This window comes from Streptomyces sp. NPDC008150, assembly GCF_042956945.1.
In the GTDB taxonomy this organism is placed as follows: domain Bacteria; phylum Actinomycetota; class Actinomycetes; order Streptomycetales; family Streptomycetaceae; genus Streptomyces.
This window is the reverse complement of record NZ_JBIBHJ010000001.1, coordinates 555,479-573,916: the sequence shown is the minus strand read 5'-3', so window position 1 is coordinate 573,916 and position 18,438 is coordinate 555,479. Positions and strand designations below refer to the sequence as shown.

Here is an 18,438-nt window from a genome sequence, read left to right as displayed (position 1 = left end):
TGGCCCGGGGCTACAGCGCGTCCGCGCCCCGGACGCGCAGGGCCTGGTCGTACTGCTGGAGGACCCAGAGTTCGTTCTGCACCGAGGCCAGGTGGGCCGGGTCGCCGCCCGATCCGAGGCGGGTCAGGGCACCCTGGATGTCGCGGATGCGGCGCTCCACCGCGCGGCGGCGCACGGTGACCAACTGGGCGCCCGCGTACGTCTCGTCGACCTTGCGGTGCAGCATGATCGGCTCGACGGCCAGTTCCGTGACCATCGCGCGGACCGCGTCGTCGGGGGCGGCCTCGCGGACCCGGACCAGGTACTCCTGCGGGTCCTGGACGCCCAGTTCGGCGCCGCCGGCCTCGATCACGGCCTGACGGACCGCCGCGTACGGCGGGGCGGTGAACTCGTCGACGCCGTACGCGTCGAAGGCCGGGGACACCAACTCCGGGATCTGGAGCGCGAGTTTGAGCAGCTCGCGTTCGGTGGCGAAGACCGGGTTGCGCAGGTTGAGGGCGGGCCCGGAGGGGCCTCGGCGGTCGCCGGGGGGCTGTTGGGCCGCCGGTCCTCCCCCGCCCTGCTGCCTGCGGCCCTGGTCGGGCGCCGGGCCCTTGCCGCCGCGGTCGCGGGACCAGCGGGCGATCTGCGCGACGCGGCGGACCACGAACTGGGTGTCGAGGATGCCGAGCATGCCGGCGAGCTGCACGGCCACCTCGTGCTGCGCGCCGCTGTTCTTGATCCGGGCGACCACCGGCGCCGCCTCGTCGAGGGCGGCGGCGCGGCCCGCGGGGGTGTCCAGGTCGTAGCGCAGGACGATCTGGCGCAGCGCGAACTCGAAGAGCGGGGTGCGGGGTTCGACCAGGTCGGCGACGGCCTCGTCGCCCTTGGCCAGGCGCAGTTCGCAGGGGTCCATGTTGTCGGGGGCGATGGCGATGTATGTCTCGGCGGCGAACTTCTGGTCGTCCTCGAAGGCGCGCAGGGCCGCCTTCTGGCCGGCCGCGTCGCCGTCGAAGGTGAAGATCACGCGGGCCGAGCCGTTGTCCATGAGCAGTCGGCGCAGGATCTTGATGTGGTCGTTGCCGAACGCGGTGCCGCAGGTCGCGATGGCCGTCGTCACGCCGGCCAGGTGGCAGGCCATGACGTCGGTGTAGCCCTCGACGACCACCGCGCGGCTGGACTTGGCGATGTCCTTCTTGGCGAGGTCGATGCCGTACAGCACCTGCGACTTCTTGTAGATCGCGGTGTCGGGCGTGTTCAGGTACTTGGGGCCGTTGTCCGACTCGTAGAGCTTGCGGGCGCCGAAGCCGACGACCTCGCCGCCGATGTCGCGGATCGGCCACATCAGCCGGCCGCGGAAGCGGTCGATGGGACCGCGGCGGCCCTCCTGCGCGAGGCCGGACAGGAGCAGTTCCTTGTCGGTGAAGCCCTTGCCGCGCAGATACCGCGTGAGGTGGTCCCAGCCCTGGGGGCTGTAGCCGACGCCGAAGTGGGCGGCGGCGGCCTGGTCGAAACCGCGCTCGGCGAGGAAGGTGCGGCCGGTGTCGGCCTCGGGGCTGTTGTCGAGCTGCTCGACGTACCACTGGGCGGCGGCCTTGTGCGCCTCGACCAGACGGATCCGCTCGCCGCGCTGGTGGGCGGGGTTGTAGCCGCCCTCCTCGTAGCGCAGGGTGATGCCGGCCTGCGCGGCGAGGCGTTCGACCGCCTCGGAGAAGGTCAGGTGGTCGACCTTCATCACGAAGGTGAGGGTGTCGCCGCCCTCCTGGCAGCCGAAGCAGTGGAAGAGCCCCTTGCTCGGGCTGACCTGGAAGGACGGCGACTTCTCGTCGTGGAACGGGCAGAGGCCCTTGAGGTTGCCGCCGCCCGCGTTGCGGAGCTGGAGGTACTCGGACACCACGGCGTCGATCGGGACCGCGTCCCGTACCGCCTTCACGTCCTCGTCGTTGATCCGTCCAGCCACGCGTGAATTCTACGGTCCCCCTGTGACGGCCGACGTCGCGCGGCGCCTCACGGGACCAGGCTCTCCAGCGGTACGCGCGGGTCGGCGAGGGCGTCCGTGTCCACGCGGGCCTGTGCCCGCACCAGGCTCTGCACGGTCTCTGTGACGTCCCACACGTTCACGTTCATGCCGGCGAGGACGCGGCCCTCCTTCACCCAGAAGGCGATGAACTCCCGCTTGCCCGCGTCCCCCCGGATCACCACCTCGTCGTACGAGCCCGGGGGCGCCCAGCCGGAGTACTCCATGCCGAGGTCGTACTGGTCGGAGAAGAAGTACGGCACGCGGTCGTAGGGCTCGGCGCGGCCGAGCATCGCGCGGGCGGCGGCGGGGCCGCCGTTGAGGGCGTTGGCCCAGTGCTCGACGCGCAGGCGGGTGCCGAACGTGGCGTGCGGGAAGGCGGCGACGTCGCCCGCGGCATGGATGTCCGGGTCGGAGGTGCGCAGCCGTTCGTCGACCGCGATGCCGCCGCCGTGTGCCGCGTCGACGAGCTCCAGGCCCGCGGACTCGGCCAGCGAGGTGCGCGGGGCGGCGCCGATCGCGGCGAGCACGGCGTGCGCGGGGTGCTCCTCGCCGTCGTCGGTGCGCACGGCGAGGACCATGCCGTCCTGGCCGACGATCTCGGTGAGGCGGGCCCCGAAGTGGAAGCGGACGCCGTGCTCGCGGTGGAGTTCGGCGAAGAGCTGGCCGCACTCCGGGCCGAGCGCCGAGTGCAGCGGGGTGCGGCCGGAGTCGACGACGGTGACCTCGGCGCCGTACTCGCGGGCGGCGGCGGCGACCTCCAGGCCGATCCAGCCGGCGCCCGCGATCACCAGGTGGCCGTTGTCCCGGCCGAGGGAGGCGAGGACGCCCTTGAGGCGCTCGGCGTGCGCGAGCCGGCGCAGGTGGTGCACTCCGGCGAGGTCGGTGCCGGGCACGTCGAGGCGGCGGGGCTCGGCGCCGGTGGCGAGGAGCAGCTTGTCGTAGTGGATGGCGGTGCCGTCGTCGCCGAGGCGGACCGCCTTGTTCTTGCGGTCGATCGTCACCACCGTCTGCCCGAGGTGCAGCTCGATGTCGTTCTGCGCGTACCAGGCGGGTTCGTGGACGAAGACGCTGTCCCGCTCCTCCTTGCCGATCAGATAGCCCTTGGACAGCGGCGGGCGCTCGTACGGGTGGTCGCGCTCGTCACCGACGAGGATCACCCGCCCGGTGAAGCCCTCCGCCCGGAGTGTCTCCGCCGCCTTCGCGCCGGCCAGACCTCCTCCGACGATGACGAATGTCTGATCCGCGTCGACCACTTGATGCCTCCTCGTAAGGGTGCCGCCACATGCGAGCGTCCCGCACGGAGCTGGGTGCGGGAAGAGGGAGTGCCCCGATCAGGCCACGGAGGGTCACCTCCGGGGCTCACGGGTCACAGGTGTCCCTCAAGGTTGCGGGGCCCCCGTCCAGTTTTACGGATGCCCCGTCAGCCGGGCGTGAAGAGATCGCGCCGAGGCGTCGGTGAGCGCCGCTATCTGGTCGACGATCACCCGCTTGCGCGCGAGGTCGTCACCGGCCCGGTCGAACTGCGTGCGGAACAGCGGGTCGAGGCCCTCCGGCGCGCGGGCGGTGAGCGCCTCGGCCAGTTCCGCGACGACGACGCGCTGGTCGGCGCGGAGCAGCTCCTGCTCGGCGCGCTGCATCACGTACCGGTCGGCGACCGCCTTGAGCACCGCGCACTCCAGGCGGGCCGCGTACGGGACGACGAGCTCGGCCGCGTACCGGGTGAGCCGGCCGCCGCCGTACGCGGCGCGCGTGGCGTTCTCCGCGGCCAGGCAGAAGCGCCCGATGAGCTGGCTGGTGGCGTCCTTCAGCCGGGCCTGCGCGACCGCCGAGCCGTCGTAGCCGTGCGGCCACCACTCCTGGTCCTGGAGCCGGTCGAGGGCCGCGGCGAGGTCGGCGGGGTCGGTGTCCGCGGGGACGTACCGGCCGACGGCGACGGCGAAGATCTCCCGGCGTTCGGGGCCCGCGTACAGGCAGTTGGGGTCGATGTGGCCCGCGTGCAGGCCGTCCTCGACGTCGTGCACCGAGTACGCCACGTCGTCGGCCCAGTCCATGACCTGGGCCTCGAAGCAGGTGCGCCCGGCGGGCACCCCCGCGCGCACCCAGTCGAAGACGGGCCGGTCGTCGGCGTACACGCCGAACTTCCCGGAGGCGGCGTCGGTGGGGTGGGCGCCGCGCGGCCACGGGTACTTGGCGGCGGCGTCGAGGGTCGCGCGGGTGAGGTTCAGGCCGACGCTGACGGGCTCGCCGCCGGCCTCGGCCGCGGTGAACCGCTTGGGTTCGAGGCGGGTGAGCAGGCGCAGCGACTGGGCGTTGCCCTCGAAGCCGCCGCAGTCCCGCGCGAACTCGTTCAGCGCCTGTTCGCCGTTGTGGCCGAAGGGCGGGTGGCCCAGGTCGTGCGAGAGGCAGGCGGCCTCGACGAGGTCGGGGTCGCAGCCGAGGGCGGCGCCCAGTTCCCGGCCGACCTGGGCGCACTCCAGGGAGTGGGTGAGCCGGGTGCGGGGGCTCGCGTCCCACACCTGGCTGTGCTGGCCGGGCGTGACCACCTGCGTCTTGCCCGCGAGGCGGCGCAGCGCCCCCGAGTGCAGGACGCGGGCGCGGTCGCGCTGGAAGGCGGTGCGGCCGGAGCGCTTGTCGGGTTCGGCGACCCAGCGCTCGACGGCGGACGCGTCGTACCCGGAGGCCTGCCGGACCTCGTGCTCGTCGGTGTTCTCGTAGGCGCGGGGTGCTTCGGACGTGATGCCTTCCATGCCCCGACAGTAGTTGCAGGCGGTGACAATCGGGACACCACCGCCCGTTCGCGGCCACGCGGTGCGGCTTCGCGAGCGCGGGCCGGGCGGGCCCGAGTGGGCCCGGCCGGGGCTCAGGCGCGGGTGAGGGCCGGTGCGGCGGGCAGGGCGGGGGCGGCGAGCGCGCGGTCGTGGCGGTGCAGGACCAGCCGGGCCACCGCGGGGTGCGCGCCGAGCGGGGCGGAGGCGATCCAGGGCGCGGCGGCGGCGCACTCGGTGGCGAAGCGGCCGGGGGCGGTGAAGTACGCGGCGACGGCCACGCGTGCGTACCCCCGGGCGGTCAGCGCGCGGACGGCGTCCGGCACGGTCGGCGCGGCGGCCGAGGCGTAGGCCGGGACGACCGGTACGCCCAGGCGTCCGGCGAGCAGTCGCGCGGCGCGGTCGGTGTCGGCCGCCGAGTCGGGGTCCCGGGACCCGGCGGCCGCCAGGACGACGGCGCGGGAGCCGTCCGGGACGTCGGTTCCGTCGGTCCAGCCGGCCTCGGCGAGGCGGGCGTGGAGGGTGTCGGCGAGCAGCGGGTGCGGTCCCAGCGGCGGGGCGACGCGGACCCGGGCGCGTGCGGCGGCGGCCGCGGTCGGGATGTCGTGCTTGACGTGGTGGCCGTGCCCCAGCAGCAGCGGGACGAGGACGGCGGGGCGGTCGCCGAGCTCCGCGAGGGTGTCGGCCAGCAGCGGTTCGTTCAGTTCGATGTGGCCGAGCCGGACGTCGAGGCCCGGCCGCAGCGCGCGGACCCGGTGGGCGAGGGCGGCGACCGTGCGCAGCGCGCGCGGGTCGCGGCTGCCGTGGGCCACGAGGACGAGGACGGGCGGGACGGGACCCGCGCCGGCCCGCGGGAGCGCGCGGAGCCGGGCGGCGAGGTGACCGCCGAAGCGGCCGTGGCTGCTGTTCATCGGGGGCACCGTGCTGTCGGGGCGGGTGCCCGGTGGCCGGGGGTCCTGTCGTGCGAAGGGTTCGACGCCGTCATGGAACGATCCTGTCGGCCGGAGGTTGCCCTCCCGTTGCGCGAGGGTCACGCGTCTTTGCCGGGGCTTCACCACCAGGGTACGGGCGCTGTGAGGTCCGGGGCCGGGACGCCGGCCGCCCGGCCGCGGTGAACCGGAACGGCGCGAACCGCGTCCTCGTTGATCGGGGCCCGGTCGTGGCGGGGACGGCGGGCGCCCGGACGGCCGGGGAACGGCCGTCACGTGCGCGGTCCCCGGGGGCCGCCGGGGAGGGGACTTCGATGCGGCGACCGGGCCTGGACCGACTGCGATCCCTGCGGCCGACGCGCCCCCGGTGGCTGCGGCTGCCGTCGGCCGTGGCCGGGCGGCGGCGGCTGGTGCGGGTGGCCGTGCTGGTCTGCGTGCTCGTACTGCTGCCCGCGACCTGGCTGCGCCTGTCCACCGGCGACCGGCTGCGGACCGTGGCGGACGTGCCGCACACCGGGGTCGCCGTCGTCTTCGGCGCGGGTCTGGAGCAGGACGGCCGACCGTCGCGCTACCTCGCCGGACGGCTGGACGCGGCGGCGCGGCTGTACCGCGCGGGGCGGGTGGACGTCGTCCTGGTCACCGGCGACAACAGCCGCGACGACTACGACGAACCGGACGCCATGCGCGCGTACCTCACGGGACACGGCGTGCCCGCCGGGCGGATCGTGCGGGACTACGCGGGCTTCGACACCTGGGACTCGTGCGTCCGCGCGAAGAAGATCTTCGGGGTGGACCGGGCCGTCCTGGTCAGCCAGGGCTTCCACATCCGCCGCGCGGTCGCCCTGTGCCGGGCGGCGGGGCTCGACGTGTACGGGGTCGGCGTCGATCAGGACCACGACGCCACCTGGTACTACGGCGGCGCGCGCGAGGTCCTCGCGGCCGGCAAGGCGGCGCTGGACGTGCTGTTCCACCCGGACCCGCACTTCCTCGGGCCGAAGGAGGACGGGGTCACGCGCGTACTGGCGCACGGCCGGTGACCACCGGGGAGAACGCGACGCCCGTGCCCCGCGTCAGCGCGGGGGCCGGACGGCACGCGCGTACGCGCGCCAGTCGCCGCCGGTGATCGGTCTCCCGTGCGCGCGCAGACGCGCGGCGACGGCGGGCCCGGCGACGTAGACCCAGGCGCGGACGCGGGTGCCGTCGCCCAGGACCGCGGCGCGCGCCACGCGCACGTACGGGCTGTTCGGGTCGCCGGGGACGTACTCCTCCAACTCGTCCAGCCCGGCGAGCAGTTCGGCGTACGCCCCGGGGTGCGGGGTGACGATCCCGCCGCGCACGCCGGGCCCGGCGGCGCTCGCGGCCGGCGGTTCCTCGACCGCGTACGGGTAACCGGGGCCCGGGTACAGGACCGCGCCCGGGAGGACCGCCGGTTCCTCGTGGCGGGTGCGGCCGCGCAGGTGGCGGTCGTGGTGGGCGCCGCCGGGCAGGAGGGTGCCGTAGACGAAGAAGGGGAGCGTCACCGGGCGTCCGCCCCACCGGCACCGCCACCGTCGCCGTCGCCGTCGCCGGGCGGAGGCGTCCGCGTCTCCGTCTCCGCCTCCGTCTCCGTCTCCGTCTCCGTCTCCAACCAGCGCAGGTAGTCCGCCGAGCCGCGCACGATCGGGGTCGCGACGATCTCGGGGACGTCGTAGTCGTGGGCCGCGCGCAGGTGCGCCTCCAGGTCGGCGTACCGGCGTGCCGTCGTCTTGAGGAGCACCTGCCACTCGGCGGCGGTCTCCACGGCACCCTGCCAGCGGTAGACCGAGGTCACCGGGCCGGAGATCTGCGCGCACGCGGCGAGCCGCGCCTCCACCGCGCCGCGCGCCAGCGCCTCCGCCCCGGCCGCGCTGCCGGTGGTCGTCAGGACGGTCAGCCAGCGCGCCTCCGGTACTGCGGACGACGCGGCGTCGGTCACGGGCATGTCGGGCTCCTTCGCGGGCGGGCGCGGGCACCTCCGGCCCGTCGTCGGGCTCCAGGATGCCGGGCGGTGCCTGCGGGCGGCGCGACCGCCGTCCGGATCCGGTCGGCGGCCCGGGTCACCCGTTCACACCCGTGCGCCCCCACGCATCCGAACCCCGGCCGCCGTTCGTGCGGCGCACGGCGGTGACCTGCCGAAACGGCGCCGGACGCGAGCGGTACGGGCCGCGCGGGACGGCCCTGCGCGGCGGAATCGACGGCTCATCGGCAGGCGGAGCGGCCCCGGTGCCACTTTCCTCGGGAGGGCAGGGACGCGACCGACGCAGCGGCACATGGGGGTGCCGCGGGCCGTGCCCCTCTCGGAGGAGCAAACCGATGCGACGCACCGCCCGACTGCTGTCCGGTTCCGCGCTCGCCGTCGCCGCCGCGTGGCTGGTCGCCCCGGCCGCGCACGGCGTGGAACGCGGCAGCCTGACGGTGTCCCCGTCCAGCGTGGTGCCCGGTGACCGGGTCACGGTGGACACCGCCGCCTGCGGCGAGGCCGGTGCCGCGGCGGGTGACGCCAGCGCCGTCGGCGCCGGGCAGTTCACCCTGGCGCCCGGTGCGCACGGCGCCGAGGCGTCCGGCGAGTTCCGGGTGCCGCCCAGCGCGCAGCCCGGCACGTACGAGATCGTCGCGCGGTGCGCCGAGGGCGACCGCCAGGTCAGGGGCGACCTGGTGGTCACCCTCACCTCGGCGGCCGGGCGGACCCAGGCCCAGGTGTACCCGCGCGGAAGTGTGAAGACGGGGGTCGGCGGTGCCTCGGACCGCGACCCCGTGCAGACCGCGGCCGGCGTGGCGGCCCTCGCCGTCGCCGCCGCGGGCGGTACCTGGCTCCTGCATCGCCGGGCGAGCGGCGACGGGATCTGACGGACACCCTCCGCTGTCCGTCCGCCGGTACCGCATGTCCCCACCCCCTCCGGGCCCGACCCCCCTCGCGGCCCGGAGGGGGGCCGGGTCGTCCAGGAGGCTCGCGTGCGCACTCCCAGCAACTCCGTCATAGCCGTCGTCACCGCCGCCGCGCTCTGCACCGGCGCCTGGCTGCTGCACAGCGGTGCGGCGACCCACGCCCCGCCGCAGCCCGCCGCGGCCGAGAGGTCCGCCGACCCGGCGGCGGGACTGCCCGCGGCGCCCGCGCTGCCGCCGTCCACGCCGACCCGCGTGCGCATCCCCTCGATCAGGGTCGACGCCCCGCTGATGGGCCTCGGGCTGACCTCCTCGGGCAGCCTGGACGTGCCGCCGGCCGCGAAGAAGAACCTGGCCGGCTGGTACGAGGCCGGTACCGCCCCGGGCGCGACGGGCACCGCCGTGGTCGCCGGGCACGTCGACAACACCGAGGGGCCCGCCGTCTTCTACGACCTGGGCGCCCTCAAGCGGGGCGCCCGGATCGAGGTGGACCGGCAGGACGGGCGGGTCGCGGTGTTCGCCGTGGACGCGGTGGAGGTCTACCGGGCCGAGGCGTTCCCCGACGAGAAGGTGTACGGCGCGGCGAGGCGGCCCGAGCTGCGGGTCATCACCTGCGGCGGCGGGTACTCCCGTTCGACCGGCTACCAGGGCAACGTGGTGGTCTTCGCCCATCTGACCGGGACCCGCTGAGCCCGCGTGCCGTCGCGGGCATCCGGCGGGCCGCCCGGCCACCCGGCCGGCGGGCCGTGTCCGGGCGGCGTCCGGTCGGCGTCCTCACACCGGGTCCTCGGGGCCGCTGAGCGCAGCGTTCCGCGCGGGAAACGACGGTGATGCGGCCGGGTAATGTCCCCGCCGCACGCTCCTTCGCATGACTTCGGACAGGCGTGACACGGCGGACAGGCGTGAGACGGCCGGCAGCCGCGGGACGGCGGACCTCCCCGTGATCGTGCTCGTCGGCCACGGCATGGTCGGCCAGCGTTTCCTGGAGGCGCTCGCCGAGCGCGGCCTGACCGCCACGCACCGCGTGGTCGTGCTGGGCGAGGAGACACGGCCGGCGTACGACCGGGTGCGGCTCACCTCGTACTTCTCGGGCACGACGGTCGACGAACTGGCCCTCGGCGAGCCGGACTTCGCCGCCCGGCACGGCATCGAGCTGTGCACGGGCGAGGCCGCGGAGGCCGTCGACCGGGCGGCGCGCACCGTCAGGACGTCCGCCGGGCGCGTGATCGGCTACGACGTCCTCGTGCTCGCCACCGGTTCCTACCCGTTCGTGCCGCCCGTGCCGGGCCGGGACGCGGCGGGCTGCTTCGTGTACCGGACGGTCGACGACCTGCTCGCCATCGAGGAGTACGCGCGCGGCAGGGCGGCGACCGGTGCGGTGGTGGGCGGCGGGCTGCTCGGCCTGGAGGCGGCCGGCGCGCTCAAGGGGCTCGGACTGGCCACGCACATCGTGGAGTTCGCGCCGCGGCTGATGCCGGTGCAGGTCGACGAGGGCGGTGGCGCCGCGCTGCTGCGCACGGTCGAGGACATGGGTCTCGCGGTGCGCACCGGCGCCGGCACGCGGGAGATCGTGGCCGGCGCGGACGGCGCGGTGACCGGTATGCGGCTCACCGACGGGTCCGAACTCGCCGTCGACATGGTGGTGTTCTCGGCCGGTGTGCGCCCCCGCGACCAACTGGCCCGCGACTGCGGCCTGTTCGTCGGCGAGCGCGGCGGCGTCGGCGTGGACGGGCAGTGCCGCAGCGTCAGCGACCCGAGGGTGTTCGCGATCGGCGAGTGCGCGCTCGCGGCGGACGGCCGGGTGTACGGACTGGTCGCGCCCGGCTACGAGATGGCGGTGACCGCGGCGGCCACGATCGCCGCCGACGAGGCCGCGTTCACGGGCGCCGACCTGTCGACGAAGCTGAAGCTGCTCGGCGTGGACGTGGCCTCGTTCGGCGACGCGCACGGCGCCACCGCGGGCTGCCTCGACGTCGTCTACGCCGACGCCCGCGCCGGGACGTACAAGAAGCTGGTCGTGGGACGGGACGGCGTGCTGCTCGGTGGCATCCTGGTCGGCGACGCGGAGGCGTACGGCACGCTGCGGGCCCTCACCGGGACCGTACCGCCCTTCTCCCCCGAGCAGTTGGTGCTGCCGGCCGGCTCCGCCGGGGGCGCGCGGCTCGGGCCCTCGGCGCTGCCCGACGACGCGGTGGTCTGCTCCTGCCACAACGTCACCAAGGGAACGGTCCGCGGCGCGGTGACCGACCACGCGTGCGGCTCCGTGCCCGAGGTGAAGAGGTGCACCAGGGCCGGTACCGGGTGCGGCAGTTGCGTGAAGGTGCTCGGGCAGCTCGTCACCGCGGAGCTGGCGGCGTCCGGCGTCGAGGTCGACACGGGGCTGTGCGGCTGCTTCGCGCAGACCCGCGAGGAGCTGTACGAGATCGTGCTCGCGCTGCGGATCACCTCCTACCGGGACCTGCTGGACCGGTACGGCCGCGAGGGCGCCCGGGGCGGCGACGGCTGCGAGGTCTGCAAGCCGACGGTGGCCTCCGTCATCGCCTCGCTCGCGCCGACGATCGGCGCCCCCGGCCACATCCTGGACGGCGAACAGGCCGCCCTCCAGGACACCAACGACCACTTCCTCGCCAACCTCCAGAAGAACGGCTCCTATTCGGTGGTGCCGCGCATCCCCGGCGGCGAGATCACCCCCGAGAAGCTGATCGTGATCGGGGAGATCGCCCGGGACTTCGGCCTCTACACGAAGATCACCGGTGGTCAGCGCATCGACATGTTCGGCGCCAGGGTGGAGCAACTCCCGCTGATCTGGACCCGGTTGGTGGACGCCGGCTTCGAGTCGGGCCACGCGTACGGCAAGTCGCTGCGCACGGTGAAGTCCTGCGTGGGGCAGAGCTGGTGCCGGTACGGCGTGCGGGACTCGGTGCGCATGGCGATCGACCTGGAGCTGCGCTACCGGGGCCTGCGCTCCCCGCACAAGCTGAAGTCGGCGGTGTCCGGGTGCGCGCGGGAGTGCGCGGAGGCGCAGTCGAAGGACTTCGGCGTCATCGCCACCGCCACCGGCTGGAACCTGTACGTCGGCGGCAACGGCGGCGCGACCCCGCGCCACGCGGACCTGCTCGCCCAGGACCTCTCCGACGCCGAACTGGTGCGCCTGATCGACCGGTTCCTGATGTTCTACATCCGCACCGCCGACCGCCTGGAGCGCACGTCGGTGTGGCTCGACCGGCTGCCGGGGGGCCTCGACCACGTGCGGGACGTCGTGGTCCACGACTCGCTCGGCATCTGCGCCGAGCTGGAGTCGCTGATGGCGGACCACGTGCGCGGCTACCGCGACGAGTGGGCGGCGACGGTCGACGACCCCGAACGGCTCGCCCGGTTCGTGTCGTTCGTGAACGCGCCGGACACCCCGGACCCGGTGGTCGGGTTCGTCCCCGAGCGCGACCAGATCAAGCCCGACCTGCCGCTGCTGGCCATCGGCCGGCGCCCCGCGCACGACCTGGAAGGAAGCGCCCCGCGATGACCCCCGTTCCCGAGACCGCCGCGCCCCGCACCGACGGCCACACCACCGGCACCGGCACCGGCACCGGCACCGGCACCGGACCGAGGGTCCAACTCCTGTTGGAGGGAGGCTGGTTGGACGTCTGCTCCCCGGAGGCGCTGCTGCCCGGCCGCGGGGTCGCCGCCCTGCTGCCCGACGGCTCGCAGGCGGCCCTGTTCCGCGACCGCGCGGGCCTGCTGTACGCGATCGGCAACCGTGACCCGTTCACCGGGGCGGCGGTCCTGTCCCGCGGCCTCACCGGCACCCACGAGGGCCGCCCGTTCGTGGCGTCCCCGCTGTTGAAGCAGCGCTTCGACCTGCGGTCGGGCCAGTGCCTGGACGACCCGGCGGTACGGGTGGAGACGTACGAGGTGCGGGCGGCCCGAGCGGTGCCGCCCGCGCCCGCTCAGCCCTCCAGCGCATCGTAGGTGACCCCCGTCAGCCGCTCCGAGGCCGCCCACAGCAGCTCCCCCGCCCGGTCGTCACGCGTCCAGGGCATCCGGCGGGAGGGGGCGGGGGCGCCGCGCCACATGGCGAAGCCGGGGCCGAAGAAGGAGTCGGGGCGGACGTCCGGGGCCGTCGCCGCGTACAGGGTCGGCAGGGCGCCGGCCCCGGCCGGCTGCGCGACCACCCGCGTCGCCAGCTCCGCGAACCGCTCGGCGACGCGGCGGCCCTCCATGCGCGGTCCCGCCGTCTGGAGGTTGGTCGCCGCGTAGCCGGGGTGGGCGGCGGTGGCCACGACGTCCGCGCCGCGGGCCGCGAGGCGGCGGGCGAGTTCGTGGGTGAACAGCAGGTTGGCGCTCTTGGAGCGGGCGTAGGCGATCCAACGCCGGTACTGGCGTTGGCTGTTGAGGTCGTCGATGTCGATGTTGGCCATGGCGTGCACCATGCTGGAGACGGTCACGACGCGGGCACCGGGAGTGCCGAGGAGTGCCGGCAGCAGCAGCCCGGTCAGCGCGAAGTGGCCGAGGTGGTTGACGCCGAACTGCGTCTCGAAGCCGTCCGCGGTGGTGCCGTACGGCAGCGCCATCACCCCGGCGTTGTTCGCGAGCAGGTCGAGCCGGTCCCCGGGGAAGGCCGCCGCGAACTCCCGCACGGAGGACAGGTCGCCGAGGTCCAGCCGCGCGAACTCGGCCTGAGCGTCCGGGACTTCGGCCACGAGGCGCTCGACGGCGGCGCGGCCGCGCGGCTCGCTGCGGCAGGCGAGCAGGACCCGGGCGCCGTGCCGGGCCAGTTCGCGGGCGGTGACGTACCCGATCCCGCTGTTGGCCCCGGTGACGACGGCGACGCGCCCCCGCCGGTCGGGGATGTCCTGAGCGCTCCAGCCGGGCATGGGCGGGTACTCCCTTGTGACGGTGACGGTGGCGATGACGGTGGGTGTCGTCGGCTGCTCCGGGTCCAACGTACGGGCCTCCGCCGCCCGTGCCCGGGAGGCGGGTCCGCGGGCCGCTTCCCTCAGTCCCGTCCCGGCGCCGTGACCAGTGCCCGCTGCCGCGCCTGTTCCACCGCCTCCGACAGGGACGCGACGTCGTACGCCCCGTGGTGGCGGCGGCCGTTGACGAAGAACGTCGGGGTGCCCGAGACGCTGCTGAGGTCCGCCGAGTCGACGTCCTCCGCGATGCGGCGCGCGCCCCGGTGCCGGAACAGGTCGCGGCGGAAGGCCGGTACGTCCAGGCCGAGTTCGCCGGCGTAGCGCAGGAGGTCGGTGGGGGTGAGGGCGTCCTGGCGGGTGAGGAGCAGGTCGTGCATCTCCCAGAACATGTCCTGCTCGGCCGCCGCCTCGGCCGCCTCCGCGGCCAGTTGGGCGCGCGGGTGGACGTCGGTGAGCGGCAGGTGGCGCCAGACGTAGCGGACGTCCGTCTCGGTGCCGAGCAGGTCCCGTACGACCGGCTCCGCGAGGCCGCAGTACGGGCACTCGAAGTCGCCGTACTCGACGACGGTGACCGGCGCGTCCGCCGGCCCCCGGACGCGGTCGTGCCGGGGGTCGACGGCGACGGCGAGGTCGGTGAGCGGCTCCGCGCTGCCCAGCAGGGCGCGGGTGCGGCGGGCCGGGGACAGCAGGCCGACGGCGGCGGTCACCGCCTGGCTGACGAGGAACGCGCCGATCAGCGTGGCCAGGACGCCGATGCGGGCCTGGTCCAGCTCCGGGCCGTCGAACGCCAGCGCGGCGATCAGCAGCGACACCGTGAACGCGGCCCCGGCGATCGCGCCGCCTGCGGTGACCGCGCCCCAGCCGACGTTGGGGCGCAGCCGGCCGCCGGTGAGCTTCTGCGCGGCCGCCATGGAGCCGACGATGCCGATCACCTTGCCCGCGAGGCAGCCGGCCACGATGCCGAGGGTGACGGGCGAGGTGAAGGCGTCCGAGAGGGTGTGCGCGTCGAGCGGGATGCCCGCGTTGGCCAGGGCGAACAGGGGCACGATGCCGAAGCTCACCCACGGCAGGAACATCTGTTCAAGGCGCTCGTTGGGCGAGATGGCCGCGGCCAGCCCCTGGACCGCCGAGCGCTGGAGTTCCGGCGTGGGCTGTTCGCGGAAGTCGCGGAACAGGCCGCTGGCCCGCTCCAGGTCGCCGCGCGCCGCCGGGTAGGCGATCACCAGGGCGCCCACCGCGAGCCCGGTGACGACCGGGTCGACGCCCGCCTCGTGCAGGGCGAGCCAGACCACCACCGACAGGACCGCGCAGTACCGGCCGTGCCGCACCCCGGACAGCCGCAGGCAGACGATCAGGAGGAGGACGCCGATCGCGACCAGCAGCGGGACGAGGTGGATGTCGTCGCTGTAGAAGACGGCGATGACGAGCAGCGCGACGAGGTCGTCGACGACGGAGACCGACAGCATGAAGGCGCGCAGCGAGGCGGGCAGCCGGGAGCCGAACAGGGCGAGGATGCCGAGCGCGAACGCGGTGTCCGTGGACATGGCGACGCCCCAGCCGTGCGCGGTGGTGCGGCCCGCGTTGAAGCCCCAGTAGACGAGGGCCGGTACGACCATGCTGCTGAGGCCGGCGATCGCGCTGAGCAGCACCCAGCGCCGGTCGCGCAGTTCGCCCATGTCGAACTCGCGCCGTGCCTCCAGGCCGACGACGAAGAAGAACAGGCTCATCAGGCCCGAGTTGATCCACTCGTGCAGGGTGAGCGAGATCCCGTGGGAGCCGAGGCGGAAGGACAGCCGCGTGCCCCACACCGCGTCGTACGAGCCCGCTCCGGCGTTGGCCCAGATCAGCGCCACCACGACGGCGGCGAGCAGCAGGGTGGCGCTGCCGGTCTCGGTGCGGACGAAGCTGCGCCAGCGGTCCGTCCCCTCGCTCGACGACGTACCGTCCATCGCTGCCGCGTCGCTGTCGCTCACAGGGGCGATTATCACCGGGCGGGACGCGCGAAGAGGGGCGGCACCCCCGCACAAGGGTGCCGCCCCTCCCGCTGACCGGGTCCGCCGCCGCGTCGGTGAGGGTCGGGGTTGACGCGGCCGCGGTCCCGGGTGCCTGCCCGGTGGCGGTGCCTACCGGTGGTCGCTGCCCTGCGACGCGGACGCGGCCCGGCCCGCCTCCAGGCGGGCGACCGGGATGCGGAACGGGGAGCAGGAGACGTAGTCGAGCCCGACCTCGTGGAAGAAGTGCACGGACTCGGGGTCGCCGCCGTGCTCGCCGCAGACGCCGAGCTTGAGGTCGGGGCGGGTGGCGCGGCCGGCCTCGGCGGCGGACCGCACCAGGGCGCCGACGCCGTCGCGGTCGATCGTCTCGAACGGGGAGACGCCGAAGATGCCCTTCTCCAGGTACGCGGTGAAGAAGCTGGCCTCGACGTCGTCGCGGCTGAAGCCCCAGACCGTCTGGGTGAGGTCGTTGGTGCCGAACGAGAAGAACTGCGCGGCCTCGGCGATCTGCCCGGCCGTCAGAGCGGCGCGCGGCAGTTCGATCATCGTGCCGATGGCGAGCTTCAGCTTCGTGCCGGTGGCGGCCTCGACCTCGGCGATGACCTGGTCGGCCTCCTCGCGGACGATCTCCAGCTCCTGCACGGTGCCGACGAGCGGGATCATGATCTCCGCGCGGGGGTCGCCCTTGGCGGCCCGGCGTTCGGCGGCGGCCTCGGCGATCGCCCGTACCTGCATGGTGAACAGGCCCGGGATGACCAGGCCCAGGCGCACGCCGCGCAGGCCCAGCATCGGGTTCTGCTCGTGCAGCCGGTGGACGGCCTGGAGCAGGCGCAGGTCGTTCTCGTGGGAGTCCTGGCGGGACTCGGCGAGGGCGACGCGCACCGACAGTTCGGTGATGTCGGGCAGGAACTCGTGCAGCGGCGGGTCGAGCAGCCGCACGGTGACCGGGAGGCCGTCCATCGCCTCGAACAGCTCGATGAAGTCCCGCTTCTGGAGCGGCAGCAGCTGCTTGAGTGACTCCTCGCGCTCGTCGTCGGTGTCGGCGAGGATCAGCCGTTCGACGAGTTCGCGGCGGTCGCCGAGGAACATGTGCTCGGTGCGGCACAGGCCGATGCCCTGGGCGCCGAAGCGGCGGGCGCGCAGCGCGTCCTCGGCGTTGTCGGCGTTGGCGCGCACGCGCAGCCGGCGCTTGCGGTCGGCGAACGCCATGATCCGGTGCACGGCCTCGACGAGTTCGTCGGCGTCGTCGGCGCCCGCGTGCATGCGGCCCTCGAAGTACTCGACGACCGGGGACGGCACGACCGGTACCTCGCCGAGGTAGACCTTGCCGGAGGAGCCGTCGATGGAGAGCAGGTCGCCCTCCTCCACGACGTGCCCGCCGGGCACGGTCATCCGGCGCCGCTTGGTGTCGACCTCCAGCTCCTCGGCACCGCAGACACAGGTCTTGCCCATGCCGCGCGCGACGACGGCCGCGTGGGAGGTCTTGCCGCCGCGCGAGGTGAGGATGCCCTCGGCGGCGATCATGCCGTCGAGGTCGTCGGGGTTGGTCTCGCGGCGCACGAGGATGACCTTCTCGCCGGAGCGGGACCACTTCACCGCGGTGTACGAGTCGAACACGGCCTTGCCGACGGCCGCGCCGGGCGAGGCGGCGATGCCCCGGCCGACCTGCGCGACCTTCGCCTGCTCGTCGAAGCGCGGGAACATCAGCTGCGCCAACTGGGCGCCGGTGACGCGCTGGAGGGCCTCCGCCTCGTCGATGAGGCCCTGGTCGACGAGTTGCGTGGCGATGCGGAAGGCGGCGCCGGCGGTGCGCTTGCCGACGCGGGTCTGGAGCATCCACAGGTGACCGCGCTCGATGGTGAACTCGATGTCGCACAGGTCCTTGTAGTGGTTCTCCAGCGTCGCCATGATCGCCATGAGCTGCTCGTACGACGTCCTGTCGATGTTCTCCAGCTCGGCGAGCGGCACGGTGTTGCGGATGCCGGCGACGACGTCCTCGCCCTGCGCGTTCTGGAGGTAGTCGCCGTAGACGCCCTGGTGGCCGGAGGCGGGGTCGCGGGTGAAGGCGACGCCGGTGCCGGAGTCGGGGCCGAGGTTGCCGAAGACCATCGAGCAGACGTTGACGGCGGTGCCGAGGTCGTGCGGGATGCGTTCCTGGCGGCGGTAGAGCTTGGCGCGGTCGGTGTTCCAGGAGTCGAAGACCGCGTGGATGGCGAGGTCCATCTGCTCGCGCGGGTCCTGCGGGAAGTCGCGTCCGGCCTCGGACTTGACGATCCGCTTGAAGCGGGTGACCAGCTTCTTCAGGTCGGCGGCGTCGAGTTCGGTGTCGTCCGCGACCTTCTTGGACTCCTTGGCCTTCTCCAGCGCCTCCTCGAAGAGGTCGCCGTCGACGTCCAGGACGGTCTTGCCGAACATCTGGATGAGGCGCCGGTAGGAGTCCCAGGCGAAGCGCTCGTCGCCGGCCTGCTCGGCGAGTCCCCGCACGGACCTGTCGGAGAGGCCGATGTTGAGGACGGTGTCCATCATCCCAGGCATCGAGAACTTGGCGCCGGAGCGGACGGAGACGAGCAGCGGGTCGTCGGCCTGGCCGAGCTTCTTGCCCATGCGGGCTTCGAGGGCGTCGAGATGGGCGCTCACCTCGTCACGCAGTGCCGCGGGCTCGGTGCCGCTGTCGAGGTAGACCTTGCAGGCATCGGTGGTGATGGTGAAGCCGGGCGGGACGGGAAGGCCCAGATTGGTCATCTCGGCGAGGTTGGCACCCTTGCCGCCGAGGAGATCCTTCAGATCCTTGTTCCCCTCGGTGAAGTCGTAGACGAACTTCGTGGACTTCACGGCCTCAACGCTCTCGTCCCGCTGAGCTACCTGGGGATCTTTGTTTTCCGACACGGGTCTCGACTCCTCGGGACGCGGGTGGCTGCCCTGACGGCCAGGAACATACCC

13 protein-coding genes and 1 pseudogene are annotated in these 18,438 nt (G+C 74.2%); 5 read left to right on the top strand and 9 right to left on the bottom strand.

Annotation, left to right across the window (positions count from 1 at the left end):
- Nucleotides 1-10: 10 nt before the first annotated feature.
- The 4 genes from dnaG to ACFZA0_RS02400 all read right to left on the bottom strand — a co-directional run bounded on the left by dnaG (nucleotide 11) and on the right by ACFZA0_RS02400 (nucleotide 5,675).
- Nucleotides 11-1,939, bottom strand: coding sequence for a DNA primase (gene dnaG, locus ACFZA0_RS02415; protein ID WP_391009928.1), 1,929 nt, complete (start codon nucleotides 1,937-1,939; stop codon nucleotides 11-13).
- 47 nt (nucleotides 1,940-1,986) lie between these two features.
- The gene (locus tag ACFZA0_RS02410) at nucleotides 1,987-3,252 is read right to left on the bottom strand and encodes an FAD-dependent oxidoreductase (RefSeq protein ID WP_391009926.1); all 1,266 of its coding nucleotides are present in this window, start codon (nucleotides 3,250-3,252) and stop codon (nucleotides 1,987-1,989) included.
- Between the two features lie 153 nt (nucleotides 3,253-3,405).
- The gene (locus ACFZA0_RS02405) at nucleotides 3,406-4,746 is read right to left on the bottom strand and encodes a deoxyguanosinetriphosphate triphosphohydrolase (protein ID WP_391009924.1); all 1,341 of its coding nucleotides are present in this window, start codon (nucleotides 4,744-4,746) and stop codon (nucleotides 3,406-3,408) included.
- Between the two features lie 113 nt (nucleotides 4,747-4,859).
- Nucleotides 4,860-5,675: a CbiX/SirB N-terminal domain-containing protein gene (locus ACFZA0_RS02400; RefSeq protein WP_391009921.1), complete on the bottom strand. Its 816-nt coding sequence runs from the start codon at nucleotides 5,673-5,675 to the stop codon at nucleotides 4,860-4,862.
- 332 nt (nucleotides 5,676-6,007) lie between these two features.
- Here ACFZA0_RS02400 and ACFZA0_RS02395 point away from each other — a divergent pair, with 332 nt between their 5' ends.
- Nucleotides 6,008-6,730 carry an ElyC/SanA/YdcF family protein gene (locus tag ACFZA0_RS02395; RefSeq protein WP_391009919.1) on the top strand — a complete coding sequence of 241 codons (723 nt, stop codon included), beginning with the start codon at nucleotides 6,008-6,010 and terminating at the stop codon, nucleotides 6,728-6,730.
- 33 nt (nucleotides 6,731-6,763) lie between these two features.
- On the opposite strand, the gene ACFZA0_RS02390 is transcribed toward ACFZA0_RS02395, so the two are convergent.
- Nucleotides 6,764-7,213: a gamma-glutamylcyclotransferase gene (locus tag ACFZA0_RS02390; protein ID WP_391009916.1), complete on the bottom strand. Its 450-nt coding sequence runs from the start codon at nucleotides 7,211-7,213 to the stop codon at nucleotides 6,764-6,766.
- Nucleotides 7,214-7,305: 92 nt separating this feature from the next.
- Nucleotides 7,306-7,653, bottom strand: a pseudogene (gene cutA, locus ACFZA0_RS02385) (divalent-cation tolerance protein CutA); the annotation flags it as partial.
- Nucleotides 7,654-8,024: 371 nt separating this feature from the next.
- Here cutA and ACFZA0_RS02380 point away from each other — a divergent pair.
- From ACFZA0_RS02380 to nirD, 4 genes are all read left to right on the top strand, one after another.
- The gene (locus tag ACFZA0_RS02380) at nucleotides 8,025-8,558 is read left to right on the top strand and encodes a hypothetical protein (protein ID WP_391009913.1); all 534 of its coding nucleotides are present in this window, start codon (nucleotides 8,025-8,027) and stop codon (nucleotides 8,556-8,558) included.
- A gap of 105 nt (nucleotides 8,559-8,663) precedes the next feature.
- The gene (locus tag ACFZA0_RS02375; protein WP_391009910.1) at nucleotides 8,664-9,284 is read left to right on the top strand and encodes a class F sortase; all 621 of its coding nucleotides are present in this window, start codon (nucleotides 8,664-8,666) and stop codon (nucleotides 9,282-9,284) included.
- 178 nt (nucleotides 9,285-9,462) lie between these two features.
- Nucleotides 9,463-12,114, top strand: a complete 2,652-nt coding sequence (gene nirB / locus ACFZA0_RS02370; protein ID WP_391009907.1) for a nitrite reductase large subunit NirB — start codon at nucleotides 9,463-9,465, stop codon at nucleotides 12,112-12,114.
- Entirely contained in the window at nucleotides 12,111-12,560 is a 450-nt protein-coding gene (gene nirD / locus ACFZA0_RS02365; protein ID WP_391009904.1) for a nitrite reductase small subunit NirD, read from the top strand. The genes nirB and nirD overlap by 4 nt, the downstream gene beginning before the upstream one ends.
- On the opposite strand, the gene ACFZA0_RS02360 is transcribed toward nirD, so the two are convergent.
- The 3 genes from ACFZA0_RS02360 to ppdK all read right to left on the bottom strand — a co-directional run bounded on the left by ACFZA0_RS02360 (nucleotide 12,539) and on the right by ppdK (nucleotide 18,384).
- Nucleotides 12,539-13,465 (bottom strand): oxidoreductase, encoded by a 927-nt coding sequence (locus tag ACFZA0_RS02360; RefSeq protein WP_391011791.1) that lies wholly within the window; start codon nucleotides 13,463-13,465, stop codon nucleotides 12,539-12,541. The two genes, nirD and ACFZA0_RS02360, sit on opposite strands and share 22 nt — an antisense overlap.
- Nucleotides 13,466-13,587: 122 nt before the next feature.
- On the bottom strand, nucleotides 13,588-15,453 hold the full coding sequence (gene nhaA / locus ACFZA0_RS02355; RefSeq protein ID WP_391011788.1) for a Na+/H+ antiporter NhaA: 1,866 nt from the start codon (nucleotides 15,451-15,453) through the stop codon (nucleotides 13,588-13,590).
- A 174-nt stretch (nucleotides 15,454-15,627) separates the two neighbouring features.
- Nucleotides 15,628-18,384, bottom strand: a complete 2,757-nt coding sequence (ppdK, locus tag ACFZA0_RS02350) for a pyruvate, phosphate dikinase (protein ID WP_391009901.1) — start codon at nucleotides 18,382-18,384, stop codon at nucleotides 15,628-15,630.
- Between the last annotated feature and the right edge of the window lie 54 nt (nucleotides 18,385-18,438).

What these genes read in the sequence shown, in the direction of transcription:
- ACFZA0_RS02405 (WP_391009924.1), bottom strand. Translation starts at nt 4,746, where the DNA reads ATGGAAGGCATCACGTCCGAAGCACCCCGCGCCTACGAGAACACCGAC.
- ACFZA0_RS02400 (WP_391009921.1), bottom strand. Translation starts at nt 5,675, where the DNA reads ATGAACAGCAGCCACGGCCGCTTCGGCGGTCACCTCGCCGCCCGGCTC.
- ACFZA0_RS02395 (WP_391009919.1), top strand. Translation starts at nt 6,008, where the DNA reads ATGCGGCGACCGGGCCTGGACCGACTGCGATCCCTGCGGCCGACGCGC.
- ACFZA0_RS02380 (WP_391009913.1), top strand. Translation starts at nt 8,025, where the DNA reads ATGCGACGCACCGCCCGACTGCTGTCCGGTTCCGCGCTCGCCGTCGCC.
- nirB (WP_391009907.1), top strand. Translation starts at nt 9,463, where the DNA reads ATGACTTCGGACAGGCGTGACACGGCGGACAGGCGTGAGACGGCCGGC.
- nirD (WP_391009904.1), top strand. Translation starts at nt 12,111, where the DNA reads ATGACCCCCGTTCCCGAGACCGCCGCGCCCCGCACCGACGGCCACACC.
- ACFZA0_RS02360 (WP_391011791.1), bottom strand. Translation starts at nt 13,465, where the DNA reads ATGCCCGGCTGGAGCGCTCAGGACATCCCCGACCGGCGGGGGCGCGTC.
- nhaA (WP_391011788.1), bottom strand. Translation starts at nt 15,453, where the DNA reads ATGGACGGTACGTCGTCGAGCGAGGGGACGGACCGCTGGCGCAGCTTC.